The 23158-nt window shown below is 73.1% G+C and carries 20 protein-coding genes; 10 read left to right on the forward strand and 10 right to left on the reverse strand.

Features of this window, described 5'->3' with window-relative positions; translation table 11 throughout:
- Positions 1–75: 75 nt before the first annotated feature.
- From ACGFQ9_RS11835 to ACGFQ9_RS11845, 3 genes are all read right to left on the reverse strand, one after another.
- The gene (locus ACGFQ9_RS11835) at positions 76–1041 is read right to left on the reverse strand and encodes a DMT family transporter (RefSeq protein ID WP_393573579.1); all 966 of its coding nucleotides are present in this window, start codon (positions 1039–1041) and stop codon (positions 76–78) included.
- Positions 1042–1153: 112 nt separating this feature from the next.
- Positions 1154–1540 (reverse strand): DoxX family protein, encoded by a 387-nt coding sequence (locus ACGFQ9_RS11840; RefSeq protein ID WP_393573580.1) that lies wholly within the window; start codon positions 1538–1540, stop codon positions 1154–1156.
- Positions 1541–1600: 60 nt separating this feature from the next.
- Positions 1601–2074, reverse strand: a complete 474-nt coding sequence (locus ACGFQ9_RS11845) for a carboxymuconolactone decarboxylase family protein (protein ID WP_393573581.1) — start codon at positions 2072–2074, stop codon at positions 1601–1603.
- 222 nt (positions 2075–2296) lie between these two features.
- Here ACGFQ9_RS11845 and sigJ point away from each other — a divergent pair, with 222 nt between their 5' ends.
- Positions 2297–3229 (forward strand): RNA polymerase sigma factor SigJ, encoded by a 933-nt coding sequence (gene sigJ, locus ACGFQ9_RS11850; protein ID WP_393573582.1) that lies wholly within the window; start codon positions 2297–2299, stop codon positions 3227–3229.
- Positions 3230–3247: 18 nt separating this feature from the next.
- On the opposite strand, the gene ACGFQ9_RS11855 is transcribed toward sigJ, so the two are convergent.
- On the reverse strand, positions 3248–6238 hold the full coding sequence (locus ACGFQ9_RS11855) for an FAD-binding and (Fe-S)-binding domain-containing protein (protein WP_393573583.1): 2991 nt from the start codon (positions 6236–6238) through the stop codon (positions 3248–3250).
- A gap of 116 nt (positions 6239–6354) precedes the next feature.
- On the opposite strand from ACGFQ9_RS11855, the gene serC reads away from it, so the two are divergent.
- From serC to ACGFQ9_RS11870, 3 genes are all read left to right on the forward strand, one after another.
- Complete coding sequence (serC, locus tag ACGFQ9_RS11860; protein WP_393573584.1) at positions 6355–7473, forward strand: phosphoserine transaminase; 1119 nt, start codon at positions 6355–6357, stop codon at positions 7471–7473.
- A gap of 344 nt (positions 7474–7817) precedes the next feature.
- A complete protein-coding gene (locus ACGFQ9_RS11865) occupies positions 7818–8501 on the forward strand; it encodes a hypothetical protein (RefSeq protein WP_393573585.1) in 684 nt (227 codons plus the stop codon).
- Between the two features lie 142 nt (positions 8502–8643).
- Positions 8644–11787, forward strand: a complete 3144-nt coding sequence (locus ACGFQ9_RS11870; protein WP_393573586.1) for a sacsin N-terminal ATP-binding-like domain-containing protein — start codon at positions 8644–8646, stop codon at positions 11785–11787.
- An 81-nt stretch (positions 11788–11868) separates the two neighbouring features.
- Here the strand turns inward: ACGFQ9_RS11870 and ACGFQ9_RS11875 are convergent, their stop codons facing one another.
- The gene (locus tag ACGFQ9_RS11875) at positions 11869–14319 is read right to left on the reverse strand and encodes an HAD-IC family P-type ATPase (RefSeq protein ID WP_393573587.1); all 2451 of its coding nucleotides are present in this window, start codon (positions 14317–14319) and stop codon (positions 11869–11871) included.
- Between the two features lie 75 nt (positions 14320–14394).
- Complete coding sequence (locus ACGFQ9_RS11880) at positions 14395–14676, reverse strand: DUF2530 domain-containing protein (RefSeq protein WP_393573588.1); 282 nt, start codon at positions 14674–14676, stop codon at positions 14395–14397.
- Positions 14677–14816: 140 nt separating this feature from the next.
- Here ACGFQ9_RS11880 and ACGFQ9_RS11885 point away from each other — a divergent pair, with 140 nt between their 5' ends.
- A complete protein-coding gene (locus ACGFQ9_RS11885; RefSeq protein WP_393573589.1) occupies positions 14817–16274 on the forward strand; it encodes an NCS2 family permease in 1458 nt (485 codons plus the stop codon).
- A gap of 12 nt (positions 16275–16286) precedes the next feature.
- Here the strand turns inward: ACGFQ9_RS11885 and ACGFQ9_RS11890 are convergent, their stop codons facing one another.
- Positions 16287–16469, reverse strand: a complete 183-nt coding sequence (locus tag ACGFQ9_RS11890) for a hypothetical protein (RefSeq protein ID WP_030156886.1) — start codon at positions 16467–16469, stop codon at positions 16287–16289.
- A gap of 142 nt (positions 16470–16611) precedes the next feature.
- On the opposite strand from ACGFQ9_RS11890, the gene ACGFQ9_RS11895 reads away from it, so the two are divergent.
- Genes ACGFQ9_RS11895 through thpR form a run of 3 tightly spaced genes read left to right on the forward strand, consistent with a single transcriptional unit; the run spans position 16612 to position 18951 of the window.
- Complete coding sequence (locus tag ACGFQ9_RS11895; protein ID WP_393573590.1) at positions 16612–17049, forward strand: MarR family winged helix-turn-helix transcriptional regulator; 438 nt, start codon at positions 16612–16614, stop codon at positions 17047–17049.
- 28 nt (positions 17050–17077) lie between these two features.
- A complete protein-coding gene (locus ACGFQ9_RS11900) occupies positions 17078–18394 on the forward strand; it encodes an MFS transporter (RefSeq protein WP_393573591.1) in 1317 nt (438 codons plus the stop codon).
- Positions 18391–18951 (forward strand): RNA 2',3'-cyclic phosphodiesterase, encoded by a 561-nt coding sequence (thpR, locus tag ACGFQ9_RS11905; RefSeq protein WP_393573592.1) that lies wholly within the window; start codon positions 18391–18393, stop codon positions 18949–18951. The genes ACGFQ9_RS11900 and thpR overlap by 4 nt, the downstream gene beginning before the upstream one ends.
- Before the next feature lie 265 nt (positions 18952–19216).
- On the opposite strand, the gene ACGFQ9_RS11910 is transcribed toward thpR, so the two are convergent.
- From ACGFQ9_RS11910 to ACGFQ9_RS11920, 3 genes are all read right to left on the reverse strand, one after another.
- Entirely contained in the window at positions 19217–20206 is a 990-nt protein-coding gene (locus ACGFQ9_RS11910) for an aldo/keto reductase (RefSeq protein WP_393573593.1), read from the reverse strand.
- 51 nt (positions 20207–20257) lie between these two features.
- Positions 20258–20845, reverse strand: a complete 588-nt coding sequence (locus tag ACGFQ9_RS11915; protein WP_393573594.1) for a Uma2 family endonuclease — start codon at positions 20843–20845, stop codon at positions 20258–20260.
- A 65-nt stretch (positions 20846–20910) separates the two neighbouring features.
- Positions 20911–21600 (reverse strand): SGNH/GDSL hydrolase family protein, encoded by a 690-nt coding sequence (locus ACGFQ9_RS11920; protein WP_393573595.1) that lies wholly within the window; start codon positions 21598–21600, stop codon positions 20911–20913.
- Positions 21601–21709: 109 nt separating this feature from the next.
- On the opposite strand from ACGFQ9_RS11920, the gene ACGFQ9_RS11925 reads away from it, so the two are divergent.
- On the forward strand, positions 21710–22735 hold the full coding sequence (locus ACGFQ9_RS11925; protein ID WP_393573596.1) for a WD40 repeat domain-containing protein: 1026 nt from the start codon (positions 21710–21712) through the stop codon (positions 22733–22735).
- 79 nt (positions 22736–22814) lie between these two features.
- Entirely contained in the window at positions 22815–23018 is a 204-nt protein-coding gene (locus ACGFQ9_RS11930; RefSeq protein WP_393573772.1) for a hypothetical protein, read from the forward strand.
- The last annotated feature ends 140 nt before the right edge of the window (positions 23019–23158 follow it).

Here is a 23158-nt window from a genome sequence, read left to right on the forward strand (position 1 = left end):
CCCGCCGTCCGGTCGTGGCCGGGGCCCCTCGTCCGGTCGTGGCTCCCGGCGCGCTACGCGGTCCCGGTCGGCGCGCTACGCGGTCCCGGTCCGAGCGCGGTCGCGGCGGGCCTGCGTGCGCACCGCGCCCATGCTCGCCGCGATGACCAGCGCTATCGCGAGGGCGTCGGTCGTGGACATCGCCTGGTCCAGCAGCAGGAAGCCGGCGGTGGCCGCGATGGCCGGTTCCAGGCTCATCAGGATCGCGAACGTGGGGGCCGGCAGCCGGCGCAGCGCGAGCAGCTCCAGGGTGTAGGGCAGTACCGAGGACAGCACGGCCACCCCGATGCCCAGCGCCAGCGTGCCCGGCACGAGCAGGGCCGAACCGGCGTCCGCGACACCGATCGGCAGGGACAGCACCGCGGCGACGGCCATCGCCAGGGCCAGACCGTCGGCCTGCGGGAACCGCCGTCCGGTCCGCGCGCTGAAGACGATGTACGCCGCCCACATCGCGCCCGCGCCGAGCGCGAAGGCGGCGCCGGCCGGGTCGAGCGAGCCGAAGCCGGAACCGGAGCCGGTGCTGCCGCCGTGGGCGGAGAGCAGGGCCACTCCGCCGAGCGCGAGGGCCGCCCACAGCAGGTTGGCCAGGCGGCGGGACGCGAAGACCGAGAGCGCGAGCGGGCCGAGCACCTCCAGGGTGACGGCCGGGCCCAGCGGGATGCGGTCCACGGCCTGGTAGAACAGCCCGTTCATGCCGGCCATGGCGACGCCGAAGGCGAGGACCGTGCCCCAGTCGGCGCGGGAGTGACCGCGGACCTTCGGCCGGCACAGGAGCAGCAGCACGGCGGCGGCGGCCGCCAGCCGGATCGAGACGACCCCGGCCGCACCGGCCTTCGGCATGATCATGACCGCCAGGGCCGCGCCGAACTGCACGGACACCCCCGCCGCGAGCACCAGCCCCACCGGCCCGAGCGCGGACCCACCGGATCCGCCGAGGCGTCCGGGGGTCGCGGTGACGGGTGCGGGAGAAGACGTGCCGACGGCGGGGGTGGTGCTGGTCATCCACCCAGCCTAAGCCCCCTGTAAGGAGCATGCATCCGTGTTCTGCCTTACATGCGCCACGCCGTACGTGCCACGCCGAGCGGGGGGCCACCCGCCCCCGTCCCTCCCCCGGTCAGCCGAGGAACGACTCGGGTCCGAAGCGGCCCCACGCCACGAAGGCCGCCAGGACGACGTAGACCAGGTCCACCACCACGAGCCCGTACTCGTGACGCCGCATCCGGGTGATGGCCGCACCCACCATGAGCAGCACCAAGCCGAGGGCCGCCAGTGGCACCAGGACCGGCGCGACGTCGAGCACGGCGGGGAGGACCAGACCCACGGCGGCCAGCACCTCCAGGGCTCCGATGGTCTTGACTCCGCCGGCGCTGAAGTCGTCGGCCCATCGCGCACTGGCTCCGGCGGCGGCGATCTTCTCCTTCGGCGTGATCACCTTGTAGGCGCCGCCGAGCAGGTAGGCGGCGGCGAGGACTCCGGCGACGGCCCACAGCGCGATGTTCACGGTCTCTCTCCTTGCAGGGTGCGGGGAAGGGCGGTTTCGGGAGGGGGAGAGGATCCCTGGTTACGCGTGCAGGCCGGGCCGGTAGTCGCCGGCGGGCTGCCGGACGATGAGGTTCCCCCGGTTGAAGGCGTTGATGAGGGCGATGGTGCACACCAGGGCGGCGAGCTGGTCCTCGTCGTAGTACTTGGCGGCGTTCGCCCAGGCCTCGTCCGTGACGCCGCCGGCGGCGTCGGCGACGCGGGTGCCCTGCTCGGCGAGTTCCAGGGCGGCCCGCTCGGCGTCGGTGAACACGGTGGCCTCCCGCCAGGCGGCGACCAGGCTGAGGCGCGTCAGGGTCTCCCCCGCGTGCGTGGCGTCCTTGGTGTGCATGTCGACGCAGAAACCGCAGCCGTTGATCTGGCTGGCACGCAGCTTCACCAGTTCCTGCGTCGCGAGCGGCAGGGTCGATTCCGCGAGCACCCTGCTCGCCGCGACGAGGTGCTTGCCGAACTTGGCCGTGACCGGGTTGGTGAAGACGTTCAGGCGGGCTTCCATCACATGCTCCTTGTCGTCGTTCGCTGTTGCCCTCTGAGACAGAGCACCCACGCGGGGTGTGACAGGAGCACATGTGACCTGCACCACGCCTCCGGGCGGCAGGCCCCGGGTACGGGATGGCGCGCGGTTACTGTGCGGGGTGCCGTGACGATCTCGGGGGTGGTCCGGCGCGAGCGGAGCTCGGTCGAACCCGCGGGTACGCGGGCCAGGGGGAGGCATTCCATGTCAGGGTCGGCACGTGCGGTGGACGCGGTCGGATACCGGCCGCTGCTGTTCTCCATCGCCTACGGGATGACCGGTTCCGTGGGCGACGCCGAGGATCTCGTCCAGGACGCGTTCCTGGGCCTGACCCGGGCCCGCCGGGCGGGGACCGTGATCGCCGACCTGAAGGCGTACCTGACCACGACGGTGACGCGGCTGGGCATCAACCACCTGGGCTCGGCGCGGGTGCGGCGGGAGGCGTACGTGGGCGAATGGCTGCCCGAGCCGGTCGTCGTCGCCGCCGACCGGCCGGGACCGGCCGAGCACGCGGAGCTGGCCGACTCGCTGTCCATGGCGTTCCTCGTGCTGCTGGAGACCCTCTCCCCGGCGGAACGGGCGGTGTTCGTGCTGCGGGAGGTCTTCGGGTACGGCTACCCGGAGGTGGCGGGGATCGTCGGCAAGTCCGAGGTGAACTGCCGGCAGATCTTCGCCCGTGCCGGAAAGCGCATCGCCGCCGGACGCGAACCGGCCGACGTCGTGCCGCCCCCGGCGCGGCGGGCGGAGGGTGACGAGCTCGCCCGGAGGTTCTTCGAGGCCGCCGAGGGCGGCGACCTGGACGCGCTGCTCGGCATGCTCGCACCCGACGTGGTGTTCCACGGGGACGGCGGCGGCAAGGCACGGGCGCTCGGGAAGTCGCTGACCGACCCGCGGCGGGTCGCCGGGCTGCTGCTCGGCGGGTTCCGCCGGATCCGGTCGCTCGGTGTGTCCCCCCGGCCCGTCCGGATCAACGGCCGTCCGGGCGCCGTCCTGTACGACGCCGAAGGGCGCGTCGTCAGTGTGGTCGAGCTCGACATCGCCGACGGCGTGATCCAGGCGATCCACTCCGTGTCCAATCCCGACAAGCTCGGCCACCTCGGACCGGTGTCCGACGTCGCGCGACTGCCGGAGCGGTGATCCGCCGTCACCCCGGCGTCAGCGCGGAGCGGGCGGGTCGCCGAGGGCCTCCGCCAGGACCTCGGCCATGTGCCGGGCTCGGCGGGGCCCCAGCTGTGCGGCCTGGGTGCGGCAGGAGAAGCCGTCGGCGAGGACCACGGCGTCCGGGGGTGCGGCGCGGAGGGCGGGGAGCAGCTGCTCCTCGGCACACGCGACCGAGACCTCGTGATGGCCGGGCTCGAAACCGAAGTTCCCGGCGAGTCCGCAGCAGCCGCCGGAGAGTTCGCCAGTGAGACCGGAGCGCTCACGGAGGCGGCGGTCGGCGGCGTCGCCGAGGACGGCGTGCTGGTGGCAGTGGGTCTGGCCGGCCACGGGGCGGTCGAGGCGGGGCGGCCGCCAGTCGGGGGCGAACTCTTCGAGGGCCTCGGCGAAGGTGCGTACGGCGGCGGCGAGGCGGGCGGCGCGCGGGTCGTCTGGGAACAGGGACGGGAGGTCGTCGCGCAGGGCTGCGGCGCAGCTGGGTTCGAGGACGACGATCGGTCCCCGGACGTCGCCCAGCCTCTCCAGGGTCCTGCGCAACACCCTGCGGGCGGCGTCGAGGCGGCCGGTGGAGACGTAGGTCAGGCCACAGCAGACGCGGCCCTGGCCTTGGCGGCCGGCCAGGACGACGTCGAGGCCGGCCGCCTCCAGCACCCGCACCGCCGCCCGGCCGGCCTCGGGCGCGAGGTGCTCGGTGAACGTGTCCGGCCACAGCGTGACGCGCGTTCGGGGCTCTGCCGCCGCCGCAGGCGCCGGCAGAGCCCCGGAGCGGGAGTGCCACCAGCGGGTGAACGGGGCCCTCGCCAGGGGCGGGAGCGGGCGGGACGTCGTCAGGCCGGCCAGGCGGCCGATGCCCGGGATGCGCGACAGCGCGTTCAGCGGGCGGGCCAGCCGGAGCGCGGACGCGAGGCGGAGCAGGGCCGGGAGGCTGCCCAGGGTGTAGTGGGACAGCGGGCGGATCCGGCCGGCCCAGTGGCGGTGGAGGAACTCCGCCTTGTACGCGGCCATGTCCACCCCGACCGGGCAGTCGCTGCGGCAGCCCTTGCAGCTCAGGCAGAGGTCCAGCGCCTCCCGGACCTCCTCCGAACGCCAGCCGTCCCGGATCACCGGCCCGGTGCCGTCCGCGCCGGGGGCGCCGTCAGCTCCGAAGGCCCCGGCGGCACCTCCGGGCGCGGCGACGCCCCCGCGCCCGCCGGCCCTGTCGGCCCCGGCGGCGCCCGAGGCGCCCGAGGCGCCCGAGGCGCCGATCAGCATCTCGTGGAGGAGCCGTGCACGGCCCCGCGTCGAGTGGCGTTCCTCGCCGGTCACCCGGTACGACGGGCACATCACGCCCGCTCCCGCCGCCACCGGCGTACGGCACTTGGCGACGCCCACGCAGCGGGCCACCTCGCCTGCCAGGGGGAGTTCCGGCAGGCCGGCGAAGCGGAGGTTCTCGTCGAGGCGGGCCGGGCGGGCCAGGATGCCCGGGTTCATGCCGCCCGCCGGGTCCCACACGTCCTTGTACGCGGCGAAGAGGTCCACCAGCTCCGCCCCGTACATCCGCGGCAGCAGTTCCGCGCGGGCCTGCCCGTCCCCGTGCTCGCCCGACAGCGAGCCGCCGTGCGCGACGACCAGGTCCGCGAGGTCCGAGGAGAACGCGCGGTAGCGGTCCACCCCGTCCCTGCTCACCAGGTCGAAGTCCAGCCTGACGTGCACGCAGCCCTCGCCGAAGTGCCCGTACGGCGCCCCGCGCAGGCCGTAACGGGCGGTCAGCGCACGGAACTCCCGCAGGTACGCGCCGAGCCGGGCCGGCGGGACCGCGCAGTCCTCCCAGCCGGGCCAGGCCGCCGTGCCGTCGGGGAGGCGGGTGGCGGTGCCCGCCGCGTCCTCCCGGATCCGCCACAGCGCCCGCTGCCCCGCCGGGTCCGCGACCACCAAGGAGTCCACCGCGTCCGCCGCCCGCGCCAGGGCCCGCGCGGCCTCCGCGTCCGGCATCTCCACGAACAGCCAGGCACCGCCCTTCGGCAGGCCCACCCGTTCGCCGTCGCCGCCGCCCAGCAGGTCCGCCGCCATGCCCTCCACGGTGAGCGGCCCGTGCTCCAGCAGGCCGGCCGCCGCGTCCGCCGCCGCGCTCTCGTCGGCGTACCCGAGCACCGCCAGGGCGGGTGCGGGCGGCGCCTCCACCAGGCGGACCACCGCCTCGGTCACCACCCCGAGCGTGCCCTCGCCGCCGCAGAACGCGCGGGCCAGCTGCACCCCGCGCTCGGGCAGCAGCGCGTCCAGGGCGTAGCCGGAGACCCGGCGGCCGAAGTCGGCGGGCATCCGGGTGCGGAGCAGGGCGAGATTGGAGGTGATCAGCTGCTCCAGGGCGGGCGGGGCACCCGCCCAGCCGGTGCCGATCCGCCGTACGCCGCCGGCCCCGTTGCCGGGCGGCCCGTCACCTGCCAGCCCGTCACCTGCCGGCCCGTTCCCTGCCGCCCCCTTGCCGGCCGCCGCGTCCCCGTACGTCAGCACGGACAGCTCGGCCACGTTGTCCGCCGTGGTCCCCCAGGCCACCGAGTGCGGCCCGCAGGCGTTGTTGCCGATCATCCCGCCCAGCGTGCAGCGGGACTTGGTCGACGGGTCCGGCCCGAACGTCAGCCCGTGCGGCGCGGCGGCCGCCCGGAGGGTGTCCAGGACGAGTCCGGGCTGGACCACCGCCGTCTTCGCCACGGGGTCCAGGGAGAGCAGGCCGGCCATGTGCCGGGTGAAGTCGAGCACCACGCCCACCCCGGTGGCCTGGCCGCCGATCGACGTGCCGCCGCCGCGCGGCACCACCGGGACCCCGGCCTCGGCGCACAGCCGCAGCACCGCCGCCACGTCCTCCGCGTCGCGCGGGGCCACCACGCCCAGCGGGATCCGGCGGTAGTTGGACGCGTCCATGGTCACCAGGGCCCGGGCGGCCGTGCCGAAGTCCACCTCGCCCCGTACCGCCGCACGCAGGGCCGCCTCAAGATCGGTCGTCTCGGTCATCCCGTGATCATTCCCCCGGGCCACCCCGCCAGTCCGGTGCCCACGACCTGATGCTTCCTGTCTCACCCGCTGGACGTCGCGCGGTCCGGCCTGCGCGGACCCGATACGCTCCGCTCGTGGCTGAGATCCAGATTCCCGCTGACATCAAGCCCGCCGACGGACGCTTCGGCGCGGGCCCCTCCAAGGTGCGGACGGAAGCGCTGGACGCGCTGGCCGCCACCGGAACCTCCCTGCTCGGTACCTCCCACCGCCAAGCCCCGGTCAAGAACCTCGTGGGCTCCGTGCGCCAGGGCATCCGGGACCTCTTCTCCCTCCCCGAGGGCTACGAGGTGATCCTGGGCAACGGCGGCTCCACCGCCTTCTGGGACATCGCGACGCACGGGCTGATCGAGAACAAGTCCCAGCACCTCACCTTCGGCGAGTTCTCCTCCAAGTTCGCCAAGGCCGCCAAGCTCGCGCCGTGGCTGGCCGACCCGTCCGTGATCTCCTCCGACCCGGGCACCCACCCGGAGCCGGTCGCCGAGGCGGGCGTGGACGTGTACGGCTTCACCCACAACGAGACCTCGACCGGTGTCGCCGCCCCGCTGAAGCGGGTCGCGGGTGCCGACGAGGGCGCGCTGGTCCTGGTGGACGCCACCTCGGGCGCCGGCGGTCTGCCGGTGGACATCACCGAGACCGACGTCTACTACTTCGCCCCGCAGAAGTCCTTCGCCTCGGACGGCGGCCTGTGGCTGGCCGCCTTCTCCCCGGCCGCGCTGGAGCGCGCCGCGCGCGTCCACGCGTCCGGCCGCCACATCCCGGAGTTCTTCTCGCTGCCGACGGCGATCGACAACTCGCTGAAGAACCAGACGTACAACACCCCGGCGCTCTCCACCCTCTTCCTGCTGAACCAGCAGCTGGAGTGGATCAACGGCCAGGGCGGCCTGGACTGGGCGACCTCCCGTACGGCTGCCTCCGCGGCCAACCTGTACGGCTGGGCGGAGGCGTCGAAGTACGCCGAGCCGTTCGTCACCGACCCGGCCAAGCGGTCCTCGGTCATCGGCACGATCGACTTCTCGGACGACATCGACGCGGCGGCGGTCGCCAAGGTGCTGCGCGCCAACGGCATCGTCGACACCGAGCCGTACCGCAAGCTCGGCCGCAACCAGCTCCGCATCGCGATGTTCCCGGCGATCGACCCGGCGGACGTGCAGGCGCTGACGGCCTGCGTCGACTACGTGATCGAGAAGCTGTGACGCTGCGCCGTGCCTGAGTGAGCCCGTTCGCGGCTCCGCCCTTGCGCGCTCGAAGCCCCCGGCCCCTGTGGGACGGGGGCTTCGGTGTGTGCACGTTTCGGCGCCGGGCGGCGTGTCCCGGTGTGCCCACACGGAAGGGGGACGGGACTTTGGTCCCGAAATCCGAGGCTCCGAAAGCGCCGACGGGACGCCTCTGCAGCCTGTCCGACCTGCGCGTTCGCCGTCCGGGACCTTCGGCCCTCCCGCCTTCCCGGCGGTGGCCGGAAAGCAACCGAATGGCCAGGATGTCCCTCATGTCTGGTGTGCCGGGAAACGGACCCGGCCGCCCGTTCAGGAGGATCTCCATGCGCAAGGCACTCACCGCCCCCGCTGCCGCGCTCGTCGCGGCGCTCACCCTCGGCGCCTCCGCCGTGGGCTCCACCGCGGCGTTCGCCGCCGGCATACCCGCCCCCGCACAGGAGCGCACCGCCCCGGCCGGCGTCCGGCTGTCCACCGGCACGGCCGGGCCGGGCGACGAGGTGCGCCTGACGGTCACCGCGCCCCGGGGCACCACCGGCCTGGCCCTGTTCTCCCAGGCCCTGGACAGCGCCGCGTTCCGGCCGGCCGGTCCCGGCGCGTGGACCGCCCTCGTCAAGGTGAAGGACGTCCGGGACGGCGCCTACAGCGTCACGGTCACCGGCACCGCCGGCGACGGCAGGGCGGTCAGCGCCTCCGCCCAGCTGGACGTCAGGGCCGGCGCCCCGAGGCCCGCGACGGACCGGCTCCGGCTCTCCACCGGCTTCGGACGGCCCGGCGACCGGGTGACCGTCACCGTCAGCACCGACCGGAACGGCGCGTACGTCAGCTCCGGCGCGTTCGCCGGCGGCCGCGTGGACCTGACGAGGACGGGCACCCGCACCTGGACCGGCACCGCCGTCGTCGCGAAGGACGTCAGGACCGGCTCCTACGGGGTGGACGCCTTCACCGGCGGCCGGAAGTCCGACACGGTCGGGTTCGCCGCCGAGGCGGGCGGCACGCCGCGCCGGTAACCGGCGCACACCGGCCGCACCGGGACTCCAACGCGGTGGTCTTCGCCCTCCTCACCGGCAAGGCGCAGCGAACACTCCCCCGCGAAGGGGCACCGGCCGCGCACGATACCTTCAGGGTCCCGGTACGACAGGAGGCAGCGGCGTGAGCGTGCGAGTGACGGCGGCCCAGAGTGGCACGGACCCCTTCGGCACGGCCCGGCTGCGGCGCGGGGTGCTGGACTCGTGGGGTGCGGGCCCGGCCCGGTTCCGCGAGGACGCCAACGCCGAGGAGGACCTCGCGCTCGGCGGCTACCGGGACCGGCTCGTCGTCGAACTGGCGCAGAACGCCGCCGACGCCGCCGCCCGCGCCGGGGTGCCAGGCCGCCTCCGCCTCACCCTGCACCCCGGCGACGGCGAGGACCCGCACGGCGCGCTCGCCGTGGCCAACACCGGTGCCCCGCTGGACGCCGCGGGCGTGGAGTCGCTGAGCACCCTGCGGGCCTCCGCCAAGCGGGAGACCGCCGCGGAGAGCGTCGGCCGGTTCGGCGTGGGCTTCGCCGCGGTGCTCGCCGTCACCGACGAGCCGGCCGTGATCGGCCGGCACGGCGGCGTCCGCTGGTCGCTGGCCGAGGCCCGGGAGCTGGCCGCGGAAGCCGCCCGCCACAGCCCCGGCCTGGGCGACGAGCTGCGCCGCCGGGACGGCCATGTCCCGCTGCTGCGGCTGCCCTTGCCCGCCGAGGGCACGGCCCCCGACGGCTACGACACCGTGGTGGTGCTGCCGCTGCGCGACGCGGCCGCCGCCGACCTGACCGAGCGGCTGCTCACCGGCATCGACGACGCGCTGCTGCTCACCCTGCCCGGCCTGGACGAGCTGGTCGTGGAGACCCCGTCCGGGGTCCGGACCCTGCGCCGGCGCGCCGAAGGCCCGTACACCGAGATCAGCGACGGCACCCCCGAGGGCACCGAGGTCCGCCGCTGGCGGACCGTCCGGCACACCGGCTCCCTGGACCGGGCGCTGCTCGCCGACCGGCCCGTCGAGGAACGCCTGCGTCCCGTCTGGACGGTGTCCTGGGCCGTCCCGGTGGACGCGCAGGGCGCGCCCGTACGCCCGGACACCGCACCGGTGGTGCACGCCCCGACCCCCACCGACGAGCCCCTCGGCATCCCCGCGCTGCTGATCGCCTCGCTCCCCCTGGACACCACCCGCCGGCACCCGGCGCCCGGCCCGCTGACCGACTTCCTGGTGGAGCGGGCGGCCGAGGCCTACGCCGAACTCCTCGGCGGCTGGGAGCCGGTGAGCACCGGTCTGATCGACCTGGTGCCGGGCCGGCTCGGCAAGGGCGAGCTGGACGGCACCCTCCGCGCGGCCGTCCTGGAGCGGCTACCGCGGACCGCGTTCCTTGCTCCGGCGGCCCCGGACGGGGAACTCACCGCGCTGCGCCCGTTCGAGGCCGAGGTGGTCGAGGGCGCGGGCGCCGACACCGTACGGGTGCTCGCGGAGGTGCTGCCGACCCTGCTGCCCGCCGGGCTGGAGCGCCGCCCCGAGCTGCGCACCCTGGGCGTGGGCCGGCTGCCGCTCGGCGACGCCATCGAGCGCATCGCGGGCGTGGAACGGTCCCCGGAGTGGTGGTACCGCCTGTACGACAGCCTGGCCGGGGTGGACCCCGACCGGCTGACCGGGCTCCCGGTGCCGCTCGCGCTCGAAGAGGGGGAGGCCCCGGCCGGGCCGCGGACCGCGATCGGCCCCCGGCACATCCTGCTGCCCGGCCCGGACACCCCGCCCGGTCTGGCCCGGCTCGGGCTGAAGATCGCGCACCCGGACGCGGCGCACCCGCTGCTGGAGAAGCTCGGCGCGATCCCGGCGAACCCCCGCGCGGTGCTGACCACCCCGCAGGTGCGGGCGGCGGTCGCGGCCTCGCTGGACGCCGGCGAGATCTGGGACGAGGACGCGCCGGACCCCGACGAGCTCGCCGAGATCGTGCTCGGCCTGGTCCGGGACGCGGACCTGATGCCCGGCGACGAGCCGTGGCTGGGCGCGCTGGCACTGCCCGACGAGGACGGGGAGCCCACTCCAGCCGGTGAACTCCTTCTGCCCGGCTCGCCGTTCGCCTCCGTCGTCCGCGAGGGCGAACTCCCTTACGTGGAACAGGAGCTGGCGGACCGCTGGGGCGAGCAGCCGCTCACCGCGGTCGGCGTGCTGGCCGGCTTCCAGCTGGTCCGGGCCACCGACGTGGTGCTGGACCCGGACGAACTGGAGCCGCGCGACGGCGACTTCGCCGAGCCGGACGACGCGGGTCTGCTGGACGCCGTGGACGTGTGGTGCGAGGACCTGCTGGACCAGCTTCCGGAGGGCCCCGTGCCGCCGGTGGCGACCGAGCTGGTGGCCGTACGGGACCTGGACCTGGTGGACGACGAGCGCTGGCCGCAGGCCCTCGCCATGCTCGCCCAGCCGCCGCTGCGGGACGCGCTGACCCAGCCGGTGCGCGTCCTGCTGCCGGACGGCACCACGCAGACGGTCCGCCCGTACACCGCGTGGTGGCTGCGCGACCACCCGGTGCTCGACGGGCGCCGCCCGGCGGGCCTGCGGGCGGCGGGCGGCGACCCGCTGCTGGAGGGGCTCTACACCTCGGCGGACGCGACCGGGTTTGAAGACGAGCAGGTGCTGCGCGCGCTGGGCGTACGGACCTCGGTGGCGGCCCTGCTCGACGAGCCGGGCGGCGCGGCCGAGCTGCTGGGCCGGCTCGCCGACCCGGACCGCGAGGTGACGGGCCGGCAGCTGCACGCCCTGTACGGCGCGCTGTCCGATCTGGACCCGGAGCAGGTCACCCTCCCGGACGAGCTGCGCGCGGTGGTGGACGGCGAGGTCGTGGTGGTCGACGCGGCGGAGGCGGTGGTCGCGGACGCCCCGGACCTGCTCCCGCTGACGGCCGGCCTGCCCCTGCTCCCGGTGGCCCCGGCCCGGGCCGCCGACCTGGCCGACCTGCTCCAGGTCCGGCGGCTCTCGGAGACGGTCCCGGCGGAGGTCACCACCCCGGGCGAGGAGCACGAGGTGCCGGAGCCGGTGCACGTACTGCTGGGCCCGGCGACCCCGGCGACGTACCTGGAGCACGAGGAGCTCGTGGCGGGCGGTGTGGAGCTGGACTGGCGCCTGACCCGGGACGGCGTCCTGCACGCCGCCACCCTGGAGGGTGTCGCGGCGGGGCTGGCCTGGGCGGCCGGCCAGTGGCCGCGCCGCTTCGAGGTGGCGGCCCTCCTGGAGGACCCGTCCCGCACGGCGGAACTGGCCCGCGACCGCTGGTTCGACTGAGCGCGGTCCGGCCGGCCGACCCGGCCGGCCGGACGCAGGACCGGAACAGCGACGGGTCCCGCCGTCCGCCCCGCATGTCCGTCAGGCCGGGAACCTGCGGTCCACCCAGTGGAAGGCGAGCTCGATCAGCACGGCAGCGGCGGCGGCGATGGCGACCGCCGTCCACGGCATGGTGGTGCCGACCAGCTTGAGCTGGAAGAACTCCTGGAGCCAGGGGACGACGAGCACGACCAGGAAGGCCAGGCCCATCGCGCCGACCAGCGCCACCCGCCACCAGGTGTAGGGGCGGGCGATGATCGCCAGGACCCACATGGAGGTCAGGAACAGCGTGAGCGTGGCCGCGCTGGTCTCGGCCTCCAGGGCACCCTCGCCGCTGTAGTACGTACGGGCGACCAGGTAGGTGGCGAAGGTGGCGACGGCCGCGATCACACCGCCGGGGATGGCGTACCGCATCACGCGCCGTACGAAGTGCGGTCTGGCGCGTTCCTTGTTCGGGGCCAGGGCCAGGAAGAAGGCCGGGATGCCGATGGTGAGGGTGGACAGCAGGGTCAGGTGGCGGGGCAGGAAGGGGTATTCCACCTGCGAGCAGACCACCAGGACGGCCAGCAGCACCGAGTAGACCGTCTTGGTGAGGAAGAGGGTCGCGACGCGGGTGATGTTGCCGATGACCCGGCGGCCCTCGGCGACCACCGACGGCAGGGTGGCGAAGGAGTTGTTCAGCAGGACGATCTGCGCGACGGCCCGGGTGGCCTCCGAGCCGGAGCCCATCGAGACGCCGATGTCGGCGTCCTTGAGCGCGAGGACGTCGTTGACGCCGTCGCCGGTCATGGCGACGGTGTGGCCGCGGGACTGGAGCGCTCCGACCATGTCCCGCTTCTGCTGCGGGGTGACCCGCCCGAAGACCGCGTTCCTGGCGAGCTCCTCGGCCATCGCGGCCTGCTCGGCGGGCAGCCGGCGGGCGTCGACGGTGTTCTCCGCCCCCGGCAGGCCCAGCTTCCCGGCGACGGCGCCGACCGACACCGCGTTGTCACCGGAGATGACCTTGGCGTGGACGTTCTGCTCGTCGAAGTAGCGCAGGGTGTCGGCGGCGTCGGGGCGCAGCCGCTGTTCCAGGACGACCAGGGCGGTGGGCCGGACGCCGGCGGCGACCTCGGGGTCGTCGAGTTCGCGGGCGGAGCGGGCGAGCAGCAGGACGCGCAGGCCCTGCTCGTTGAGGTGGTTGATCTCCTCCAGGGTGCGGTCGCCGGCCGGAAGGAGGACGTCGGGGGCGCCGAGCAGCCAGGTGGAGGTCTCGCCGTCGCCCTCGCTGAAGCTGGCCCCGCTGTACTTGCGGGCGGAGGAGAAGGGCAGCGACTCGGTGCAGCGCCACTCCTCGCTGTCGGGGTAGGCGTCGATGATGGCCTGGAGACTGGCGTTGGGGCGGGGGTCGGACTCGCCGAGGGCGCCGAGCACCTTCTGTACGTAGGCGGGTTCCGCGCCGCCGAGGGTGCGGAGCTCGGTGACGTCCATGCCGCCCTCGGTGAGGGTGCCGGTCTTGTCGAGGCAGACCACGTCCACCCGGGCCAGGCCCTCGATCGCGGGGAGTTCCTGCACCAGGCACTGCTTGCGGCCCAGCCGGATCACGCCGATGGCGAAGGCGACCGAGGTGAGCAGCACGAGGCCCTCGGGGATCATCGGGACGATGCCGCCGACGGTGCGGGCGATGGAGTCCTTGAGATTGTTGTCCTTGACGATCAGCTGGCTGATGATCAGGCCGATGGAGGTCGGGATCATCATCCAGGTGACGTACTTGAGGATGGTCGAGATACCGGACCGCAGCTCGGAGTGGACGAGGGTGAAGCGGGACGCCTCCTCGGCCAGCTGGGCGGCGTAGGCCTCGCGGCCGACCTTGGTGGCGGTGAAGGCGCCGCCGCCGGCCACCACGAAGGAGCCGGACATGACCTGGTCGCCGGGCTTCTTCAGGACGGGGTCGGCCTCGCCGGTGAGCAGGGACTCGTCGATCTCCAGGCCGTCGGCCTCGCCGACCACGCCGTCGACGACCACCTTGTCGCCGGGGCCGAGTTCGATGACGTCGTCGAGGACGATCGCGGAGGTGGAGATCTCGGAGGTGGTGCCGTCCCTGCGGACGCTGGGTTTGGCCTCGCCGATGACGGCCAGGCCGTCCAGGGTCTTCTTCGCGCGGAGTTCCTGGACGATGCCGATGCCGGTGTTCGCGACGATCACGAAGCCGAAGAGGCTGTCCTGGATGGGCGCGACGAACAGCATGATCACCCAGAGCACGCCGATGATGGCGTTGAACCGGGTGAAGACGTTGCCGCGGACGATGTCGGCGGTGGAGCGGCTGCTGCGGACGGGGACGTCGTTGACCGCGCCGCGGGCGATGCGTTCGGCGACCTCCGCCGTGGTCAGGCCGCCGGGTTTGAAGCGTGGTGCGGGCAGCTGCACCGGGTGGACGGGGTCGAGCTCCGCCCCGGCGTCGATGGCGGGACCCCGGTCCGGGCCTTCGTGGTCGATTCCTGCCCGCTGCGTCATGCATCCGACGTTAAGCGCGTCGGCGGCCGTCCACCCGCCGAAATGTCCGAAGATCCGACTTCAGGATGAGACGGATCATTCGGTGGTCGGGGCGGCGGCCCGTGCGGCCGCGTGCCGCTTGATCGCGGCGTCGCGCTTGCGGACGTACCAGATGCCGATCAGGCCGAGCCCGCCGCCGGCGGCGCAGGTCCACACCCACCACAGCAGGTCCTGCTCGGCGAACCAGGCGTAGAAGGGGAGCTGCACGAGGAACATGGCGAACCACAGGATCGTCCCGCCGGTGACGGTGGCCACCACGGGGCCTTCGAGGGGCTCGGGTGCCTCGTGTTTGGGGGAGCCCTTCAGGAATGCAGCCATACGGCCAGTCTAGGTGGCCGTTTCCGGGTTCTACGCGCGGAGATGGACGTCACTTCGTTCATGTGTTCATACTGAAATGGTTTACGTCTGAAGGGTTTCGCTCATGTGAACCCACAAAACGAACCACTTTTGAGGACCGGATGAGCCCCTCGGCCCCCACCGCCCCGCCGTCGACCTCCCCCGCGCCCACCGCGCCGGAGACCTCGCAGCTGGACCGCTACTTCAAGATCTCCGAGCGCGGCTCGACCGTGGCCCGCGAGGTCCGCGGCGGCTTCGCCACCTTCTTCGCGATGGCGTACATCATCGTGCTGAACCCGATCATCCTCGGCAGCGCCAAGGACATGTACGGGCACCAGCTCGACGGCGGCCAGTTGGTCACCGCCACCGTGCTGACCGCGGCCTTCACCACCCTCCTCATGGGCGTCATCGGAAACGTCCCGATCGCGCTCGCGGCGGGCCTCGGCGTGAACACCGTCGTGGCCCTCCAGCTCGCCCCCCGGATGAGCTGGCCGGACGCGATGGGCATGGTGGTCCTGGCCGGCCTGGTGGTGATGCTGCTGGTCGCCACGGGCCTGCGCGAGCGGGTGATGAACGCCGTCCCGCTCGGGCTCCGCAAGGGCATCGCGATCGGCATCGGCCTGTTCATCATGCTGATCGGCCTGGTCGACTCGGGCTTCGTCACCCGCATCCCGGACGCCGCCCACACCACCGTGCCGCTCCAGCTCGGCGGCAACGGCCACCTGCACGGCTGGCCGGTCCTGGTCTTCGTCCTGGGCGTGCTGCTGACCCTGGCGCTGCTGATCCGCAAGACGCCGGGCGCGATCCTGATCTCCATCGTGGTGATGACCGTGGTCGCCCTCGCCGTCCAGGCGGTCGCCGGGCTGCCGGGTCAGGCCTGGGGCCTGACCGTGCCCGAGTGGCCCGGCAACCCGGTGGCCGCGCCCGACTTCGGCCTGGTCGGCCAGGTGAGCCTGTTCGGCGGCTTCGAGAAGGTCGGCCTGCTCACCGGCGCGCTGTTCGTCTTCACCGTGCTGCTGTCCTGCTTCTTCGACGCGATGGGCACCATCCTCGGCGTCGGCGACGAGGCCAAGCTGATCGACAAGGACGGCGACTTCCCCGGCATCAACAAGGTGCTGCTGATCGACGGCCTTGCCGTGGCCTCCGGCGGCGCGAGCTCCTCCTCCGCCACCACCTGCTTCGTGGAGTCCACCGCGGGTGTCGGCGAGGGCGCCCGCACCGGTCTGGCGAACGTGGTCACGGGCGGCCTCTTCGCCGTCGCGCTGTTCCTCACCCCGCTGGCCACGATGGTCCCGTCCCAGGCCGCCACCCCGGCACTGGTCGCCGTCGGCTTCCTGATCCTGGCGGGCTCCGTGAAGGACATCGACTGGAGCGACTTCACCATCGCCGTCCCCGCCTTCCTGGCGATGGTGATGATGCCCTTCACGTACTCGATCACCAACGGCATCGGCATCGGCTTCATCGCCTTCAGCGCGCTGCGGCTGGCGACCGGCCGCGGCCGCGAGGTGCCGGTGGCCATGTACGTCGTGTCGGCGGTGTTCGTCTTCTACTACGCGATGCCGGCACTGGGCCTGACCTGACCCGGCCCGGCCTCAGGTGAGGCCGTAGAACTTCTCCGTCTCGTCGACCGCGGCCTTGAAGCGCTCGTCGAAGTCGTCGCGAATGAGCGTCCGGACCACGTAGTCCTGGACGCTCATTCCGCGTTTGGCGGCATGAGTCCGGAGCCGGTCGAGGAGCTCCCCGTCTATGCGCATGCTCAGCACATGTGTCCCCATGGCGAAAGAGTCGGGGCTCGGGGCGCGGACGCGTGTCACTTTCAGGAATCGTCTCACTCGTAAGAGTGACTAAAGGTGGGGCCGATGTTTCGACAGAGGCTCCATTGGTCTTTAGCGAGAGTAATGAGTTACTCTAAAGAACATGCTTGACCTCTCCCATGGCGACGATGCCGCCGCCGTGAACGATCTCCGCTCGGCCGTCATGCGGCTGGGCCGGCGCCTGAAGCACCAGCGCGTGGACGAATCGCTGAGTCCGACCGAGATGTCGGTCCTCGGCACCCTCGCCCGTTGCGGACAGGCCACCCCCGGCGAGCTCGCCAGGCGGGAGCACGTCCAGCCGCCGTCGATGACCCGCATCGTCGCGCTGCTGGAAGCCAAGGGTCTGGTCAGGCTGGAACCGCACCCGGACGACCGCAGGCAGAAGGTCGTCACCCAGACGGAGCAGGCCGAGGCCATGCTCGAGGAGAGCCGCCGCAAGCGGAATGCCTTCCTGGCCGGGCTCGCGGCCGAGCTGACCGAGGACGAATGGGCGAAGCTGAGAGAGGCCGCGCCCGTCCTGGAAAAGCTCGCGCACCTGTAGGAAGCACGACGCGAGGAGGCGAAAGCCCTTGAGTACGGGACACGGAGCAGACTCCGCACCCGGACGGATATCCACCACCAAGAACTCGATGTTCAGCTCGCTGAGAGTCCGGAACTACCGGCTCTTCGCGACGGGGCAGGTCGTCTCGAACACCGGTACCTGGATGCAGCGCATCGCCCAGGACTGGCTCGTCCTCTCCCTCACCGGCTCGGCCTCCGCCGTCGGCATCACCATCGCCCTGCAGTTCCTGCCGATGCTCCTGTTCGGCCTGTACGGCGGTGTCCTCGCCGACCGGCTGCCCAAACGGCCGCTGCTGATCGCCACCCAGGCCGCGATGGGCCTGACCGGCGTCGCCCTCGCCGTACTGACCCTGACCGGTCAGGTCCAGGTGTGGCACGTCTACCTGATCGCCTTCCTGCTCGGCCTGGTCACCGTCGTCGACACCCCGGCCCGGCAGACCTTCGTCGCCGAGATGGTCGGCCCGGAGCAGCTGCCCAACGCGGTGAGCCTGAACTCGGCGAACTTCCAGTCCGCGCGCCTGGTGGGCCCCGCCGTGGCCGGCGTGCTGATCACCGCCTTCGGCTCCGGCTGGGCCTTCCTGCTCAACGGCCTGTCCTACGCCGCCCCGGTCGCCGGACTCCTGCTGATGCGCTCCGCCGAGCTGCACCCGGCCGCCGTCCAGCCGCGTGCCAAGGGCCAGCTCCGGGAGGGCCTGCGCTATGTGGCCGGCCGCCCCGACCTGGTCTGGCCGATCGTGCTGATCGGCTTCATCGGCACCTTCGGGTTCAACTTCCCGATCTGGCTGTCGGCCTTCGCCGACGACGTCTTCCACGGCGACGCCGGGACCTACGGCCTGTTCAACACCCTGATCGCCGTCGGCTCCCTGGCCGGCGCGCTGCTGGCGGCCCGGCGCGGCCGGTCCCGGCTGCGACTGCTGGTGGCGGCCGCCGCGCTGTTCGGCGCCCTGGAAGTGGTCACCGCGTTCGTGCCCGGCTACTGGCTGTTCGCGGCGCTGCTGGTGCCGATCGGGATGTTCGGCCTGACGGTCAACGTGGTGGCGAACTCCAGTGTGCAGCTGGGCACCGACCCCGAGATGCGGGGCCGGGTGATGGCCCTGTTCATGATGGTGTTCACCGGCGGCACCCCGCTGGGCGCACCGCTGGTCGGCTGGATCACCGACCACTTCGGGGCCCGCACCGGCATGGCGGCGGGCGGCGCGGTGGCGCTGGCCGCGGCGGTCGTGGTGGGCCTGGTCCTGGCCCGGGTCGGCGACCTGCGGCTGAGCGTCAGCCGGCACGGCGTGGCCTTCGTACCGGCTCCCCGCAGGGCTACGCTCGCCGCATGAGACTCTTCGCCGCCGTGCTGCCGCCCGAGGCCGCCGTCGCCGAACTGCGCGAGGCCGTGGCCGCGCTGCCCCGGGCGGGCCGGCTCCGCTGGACCGGCGAGCCGGGCTGGCACTTCACCCTCGCCTTCATGGGCGAGGTGGAGGACCGCCTCCTGCCCGAACTGGACACACGCATGGAGCGGGCGGCCCACCACACCCCGGCGTTCCGGCTGCGGCTGCGCGGCTGCGGACACTTCGGGAACCGCGCCCTGTGGATCGGGGCGGCCGGCTCGCTCGACGGCGTACGGATGCTCGCCGAGCGGGCCGACGCCGCCGCGAGGCGGGCCGGCGTGGCGATGGAACAGCACCGCCGCTACACCCCGCACCTCACCATCGCCCGCGGCATCCAGGGCGAGCACACCGACCTGCACCCGTACCTGGAGGCCCTCGACGGCTTCGAGGGCACCTCGTGGCCGGTCGACCACCTCCACCTGGTCCGCAGCAACCTGCCCACCAGCGGAGTTCCCGGCGAGAAGCCCCGCTACGAGGTGCTGCGGTCCTGGCCGCTGGGCGGCTGAGGTCCCCCGGGCCTCTCCCGGGACCGGGTGCGTCCCCGGGCGGGAGGGGCCCCGGCACCCGGGCGGGTCGGGTGTGGTCCACGCCATTCGTTACGCTCGATGTGTGGATCCCAAGACCCGAAACCGCGTGATGGCCGGCGTACTCGTACTGATGTTCGCCGTCGTGGCGGTCACCACCGCCCTGAAGTAGCCCCGGCTGCCGCACCGGCCCCCGTGCCGAGGCGGCAGCCCAGGCTCAGGTCACCGGCGGCAGCCCGGGCTCCGCTCACCAGGCGAACGCCTCGGGGGACGGGCCGGGACCGGGGAAGACCTCGTCCAGCCCGGTCAGCACCTCATCGCCCAGCTGCAGCTCCAGCGCCCGCAGCGCGCTCTGCAGCTGCTCCGGCGTACGCGGGCCGACGATCGGGCCGGTGACCCCGGGACGGGTCAGCAGCCACGCCAGGGCCGTCTCGCCCGGCTCCAGGCCGTGCTTGTCGAGCAGGTCCTCGTACGCCTGCACCCGCGCCCGCACCACGGGGTCGGCCAGCGCCTCCGCGGTCCGGCCCTCGGCACGGCGCCCGCCCGCGACCTCCTTCTTGATCACGCCGCCGAGCAGTCCGCCGTGCAGCGGCGACCACGGGATCACCCCGAGCCCGTACTCCTGGGCCGCCGGGATGACCTCCATCTCGGCGCGGCGCTCGTGGAGGTTGTACAGGCACTGCTCGCTGACCAGCCCGACCATGCCGCGGCGGGCCGCGGTCTCGTTCGCCTGGGCGATCTTGTAGCCGGGGAAGTTCGAGGAGCCGGCGTAGAGGACCTTGCCCTGCTGGATCAGGACGTCCACCGCCTGCCAGATCTCCTCGAAGGGGGTCGACCGGTCGACGTGGTGGAACTGGTACAGGTCGATGTAGTCGGTGCGCAGCCGGCGGAGGCTGTCCTCCACGGCGCGACGGATGTTCACGGCGGAGAGCTTGTCGTGGTTGGGCCAGGCGTCACCGTCGGCCGCCATGTTCGCGTAGACCTTGGTGGCGAGGACGGTCTTGTCGCGGCGGCCCGCGCCGTGCGCGAACCAGGACCCGATGATCTCCTCGGTCCGGCCCTTGTTGACACCCCATCCGTAGGCGTTGGCGGTGTCGAAGAAGTTCAGGCCGGCGTCGAGCGCCGTGTCCATGATGGCGTGGCTGGTCGGTTCGTCCGTCTGGGGACCGAAGTTCATCGTGCCGAGGACCAGTCGGCTGACCTTGAGTCCGGTGCGTCCGAGCTGCGTGTACTCCATGGAGGACAAGCCAACTGCTTGGAGTCCACTCGAAGCAAGGGCATACCGGGGTCAGTCGCGGGGGAACTCCGCGGTGCTGATGGTGAGGCCCAGGTCCGTGTCCGTGAGGTCGATGACGTCGCCGAAGTCGAACTTCGACTCGCTCATGTACTCGCCGTCCTTCGGGTGCGAGTAGACCTTGCACCTCCCGGTGTAGGGGTCGGCGACGAGATAGACGGCCACGCCGGCGGCGGCGTACGCCTCCTTCTTCGGCCCGTAGTCGTTCATCCCGGTGCGCTTCGAGACGACCTCCCCGACGAACAGGACGTCCTCGCAGGCGTAGCGACCGTTTTCGTCCGCCGTCGCGCCCTCACGAAGCAGCGTCACATCCGAGCAGAAGCCGTTGAGGTAGCCCGGATAGTCGATCCGGACATCGGACAGGATCCGCTTCCTGGGGTACTCGGTCCGGAGCTGCTCGTAGATGTCGGCGATGATGTCCCAGTGCGTCGGGCGCTGCGGTGACATGAAGATGTTCCCCTCGACGACGTCGAACCGGTATCCCTCGGGGAACGCCTTCTCGATCCCCGCGAAGATCTCGTCGAGGGTCGGTTCCGGGTTGCTCATGGCCATCTCGATCCTGTCGTTCTCTACGACGGTCATCGTGGCGCTCCTCCCCGCTGCCACTGGTCGCGGGCACTCACCAGGTACAACGATAGGACCGGCCGTCAGGACACGCGGGCCTCGTACACACCTCCGATGCCCCACGCCTGGTGCATCACCGCGGCGAACTCCCCCGCCAGGCGGTGTTCGCCGGAGGCGTTGGGGTGGGTGCCGTCGTAGGTGTCGTGGTGGATGTCGTACGACTCGGGGCGGGCCGCCAGCAGTACCGGGGAGGCGTCCGTCGACAGGTCTGCGACGGCCTTGGCGAGCAGCTCGTTGAAGAGGGCCACCTCGGCCGCGAAGTCGGCGTCGTTCTCGGCCCGGCTGTTGGGGATGACGGGCAGCAGCACCATGCGGACCGACGGGCGGGCCTCGCGGGCGGCCTCGACGAAGGCGCGGACGTTGGCGGCGGTCTGCTCGGCGTCGGTGTAGAAGCCGAGGTCGATCAGGCCCAGGGAGACCAGCAGCACGTCCGGCTTGTGGGCGGCGAGGACCTCCCCCACGACCGGGGCCATGTGCTGCCAGCCCTCGCCCCAGCCGGCCAGGTGGCGGCGGGCGTGCGCGGGGAAGTCCGGGTCGGCGTAGTCCTGGGAGACCGGCGCGTCGGCGAACGTGTCGTACAGCTCGGTGCGCGGCCCGACGATCTTGTAGGGGCCGCCGAAGGTCGCGTTGAGGTGCTGCCACATCCGGTAGCGCCAGGTGTAGTCACCGGCGCGTCCGATGGTCATGGAATCGCCGACGAACATGAAACGCATCCCGACATCATCGTGGATCGGACCGGCCGTGCCTCTGTGACACCGGACACCCCGGCATGCCGGTCCGGCCCTGACGCCGTGCGACCGGACACTTTGGCACGCTGGGAGCATGCGCCTTCCGTCCGCCGCCGCCCTGCCCGCCGCCGTGGTCCCCTTCGTGGCCGCCGCCCTCGCCCTGGTCCCGTCGACGGCCTACGCCGAAGGGGGGCCACAGACCTTCGTCATAGAGGACCCGCGGATCACCGAGTCCAGCGGGCTGGCGGCCAGCCGGATTCACCCGGGCGTGTACTGGACGCACAACGACAGCGAGGACGGCCCGTACGTCTACGGCGTGGACGCGGCCACCGGCCGTACGGTCGCCCGGGTCACCATGACCGGGGTGGGACGGCCGCGCGACGTCGAGGCGATCTCCCTCGGCCCGGACGGGCAGCTGTACGTCGGCGACATCGGCGACAACCGGAACGGCACCTGGGACCACGTCTGGATCTACCGCTTCCCCGAGCCGAAGCAGCTGGGCGACTCCACCGTGAAGGCCGCCCAGTTCACCGTGAAGTACGCGGACGGGCCGCGGGACGCCGAGGCCCTGATGGTCCACCCGAAGACCGGGCGGGTCTACATCGCCAGCAAGCACAAGGAGAAGGGCGGGCTGTACGAGGGCCCGGCGCAGCTGGCCGCGGGCGGGGCCAACGTGTTCCGGCGGGTCGCGGCCCTGCCGTGGGTGACGGACGGCGCGTTCTCCCCGGACGGCACCCGGCTGGCCGTGCGCGGCTACCTGTTCGCCCGTACGTACCCCTTCGCGGGCGGCAGGCCGGCGGGCGAGGGGGACCGGGTGGACGCGCCCTGGCAGGGCCAGGCGGAGTCCGTGACCTACTCGGCGGACGGCTCGGCGCTGATGTTCGGCGCGGAGGGGCCGCGCAGCGAGGTCGTGGCGGTGCCGGTGGGTCCGCCGGCCGGGGGATCGGCGGGCGCCTCGGGGCGGCCCTCCGCCCGGCCCGGCGGCGCCGGCGGCCAGGGCGGCGCGCAGGCCACGGAGGAGCCGGGCAGCGGGAACCTCACCCTCGGCGCGCTCGTGCTGGGCGGTGCCGTCGCCCTCTGGCTGGGCGGACGGCGGCTGTTCCGCCGGTCGCGGGGGTAACCTCCGGCCAGGGCAGCCTGGTTGGGGCGGGCAAAGCCATGGGGAAGGCGTGGGGAGGGGTGGTGGCGTGGACGAGGACATGGTGGGGCTGACCGGGCGGGTGACCGGCACCGTGGGGCCGGGGCTGGTCGGTGAGGTCATCGTGCGGATCCGGGGCGGGGCCGAGCACTTCCTGGCGTACCCGGCGCTCGGCGAGGAGCGGATCGAGACGGGACGGGTGGTGACGGTGGTGGAGTACCTGCCGCCGCGCACGGTGTACGTGACCGCCGCCTACGACCGCTGAGACGGCCCGCGCGCGCCCCGCGTCCGGACTCCCGGCCGGGCCGCGTATCAGCCCGGTGACAAAGCGCTTCCGGCCTCTGGCCGCGGACCGTCCCCGGTCGCACACTCCCTTCACCGGTGCCGAACCGTACGGCACCGCAC

The organism is Streptomyces sp. NPDC048603 (genome assembly GCF_043199475.1).
Lineage (GTDB): Bacteria > Actinomycetota > Actinomycetes > Streptomycetales > Streptomycetaceae > Streptomyces.

What these genes read in the sequence shown, in the direction of transcription:
- ACGFQ9_RS11835 (WP_393573579.1), bottom strand. Translation starts at nt 1,041, where the DNA reads ATGACCAGCACCACCCCCGCCGTCGGCACGTCTTCTCCCGCACCCGTC.
- ACGFQ9_RS11845 (WP_393573581.1), bottom strand. Translation starts at nt 2,074, where the DNA reads ATGGAAGCCCGCCTGAACGTCTTCACCAACCCGGTCACGGCCAAGTTC.
- sigJ (WP_393573582.1), top strand. Translation starts at nt 2,297, where the DNA reads ATGTCAGGGTCGGCACGTGCGGTGGACGCGGTCGGATACCGGCCGCTG.
- ACGFQ9_RS11855 (WP_393573583.1), bottom strand. Translation starts at nt 6,238, where the DNA reads ATGACCGAGACGACCGATCTTGAGGCGGCCCTGCGTGCGGCGGTACGG.
- ACGFQ9_RS11865 (WP_393573585.1), top strand. Translation starts at nt 7,818, where the DNA reads ATGCGCAAGGCACTCACCGCCCCCGCTGCCGCGCTCGTCGCGGCGCTC.
- ACGFQ9_RS11875 (WP_393573587.1), bottom strand. Translation starts at nt 14,319, where the DNA reads ATGACGCAGCGGGCAGGAATCGACCACGAAGGCCCGGACCGGGGTCCC.
- ACGFQ9_RS11880 (WP_393573588.1), bottom strand. Translation starts at nt 14,676, where the DNA reads ATGGCTGCATTCCTGAAGGGCTCCCCCAAACACGAGGCACCCGAGCCC.
- ACGFQ9_RS11885 (WP_393573589.1), top strand. Translation starts at nt 14,817, where the DNA reads ATGAGCCCCTCGGCCCCCACCGCCCCGCCGTCGACCTCCCCCGCGCCC.
- ACGFQ9_RS11890 (WP_030156886.1), bottom strand. Translation starts at nt 16,469, where the DNA reads ATGGGGACACATGTGCTGAGCATGCGCATAGACGGGGAGCTCCTCGAC.
- ACGFQ9_RS11895 (WP_393573590.1), top strand. Translation starts at nt 16,612, where the DNA reads ATGCTTGACCTCTCCCATGGCGACGATGCCGCCGCCGTGAACGATCTC.
- thpR (WP_393573592.1), top strand. Translation starts at nt 18,391, where the DNA reads ATGAGACTCTTCGCCGCCGTGCTGCCGCCCGAGGCCGCCGTCGCCGAA.
- ACGFQ9_RS11910 (WP_393573593.1), bottom strand. Translation starts at nt 20,206, where the DNA reads ATGGAGTACACGCAGCTCGGACGCACCGGACTCAAGGTCAGCCGACTG.
- ACGFQ9_RS11915 (WP_393573594.1), bottom strand. Translation starts at nt 20,845, where the DNA reads ATGACCGTCGTAGAGAACGACAGGATCGAGATGGCCATGAGCAACCCG.
- ACGFQ9_RS11920 (WP_393573595.1), bottom strand. Translation starts at nt 21,600, where the DNA reads ATGCGTTTCATGTTCGTCGGCGATTCCATGACCATCGGACGCGCCGGT.
- ACGFQ9_RS11925 (WP_393573596.1), top strand. Translation starts at nt 21,710, where the DNA reads ATGCGCCTTCCGTCCGCCGCCGCCCTGCCCGCCGCCGTGGTCCCCTTC.
- ACGFQ9_RS11930 (WP_393573772.1), top strand. Translation starts at nt 22,815, where the DNA reads ATGGTGGGGCTGACCGGGCGGGTGACCGGCACCGTGGGGCCGGGGCTG.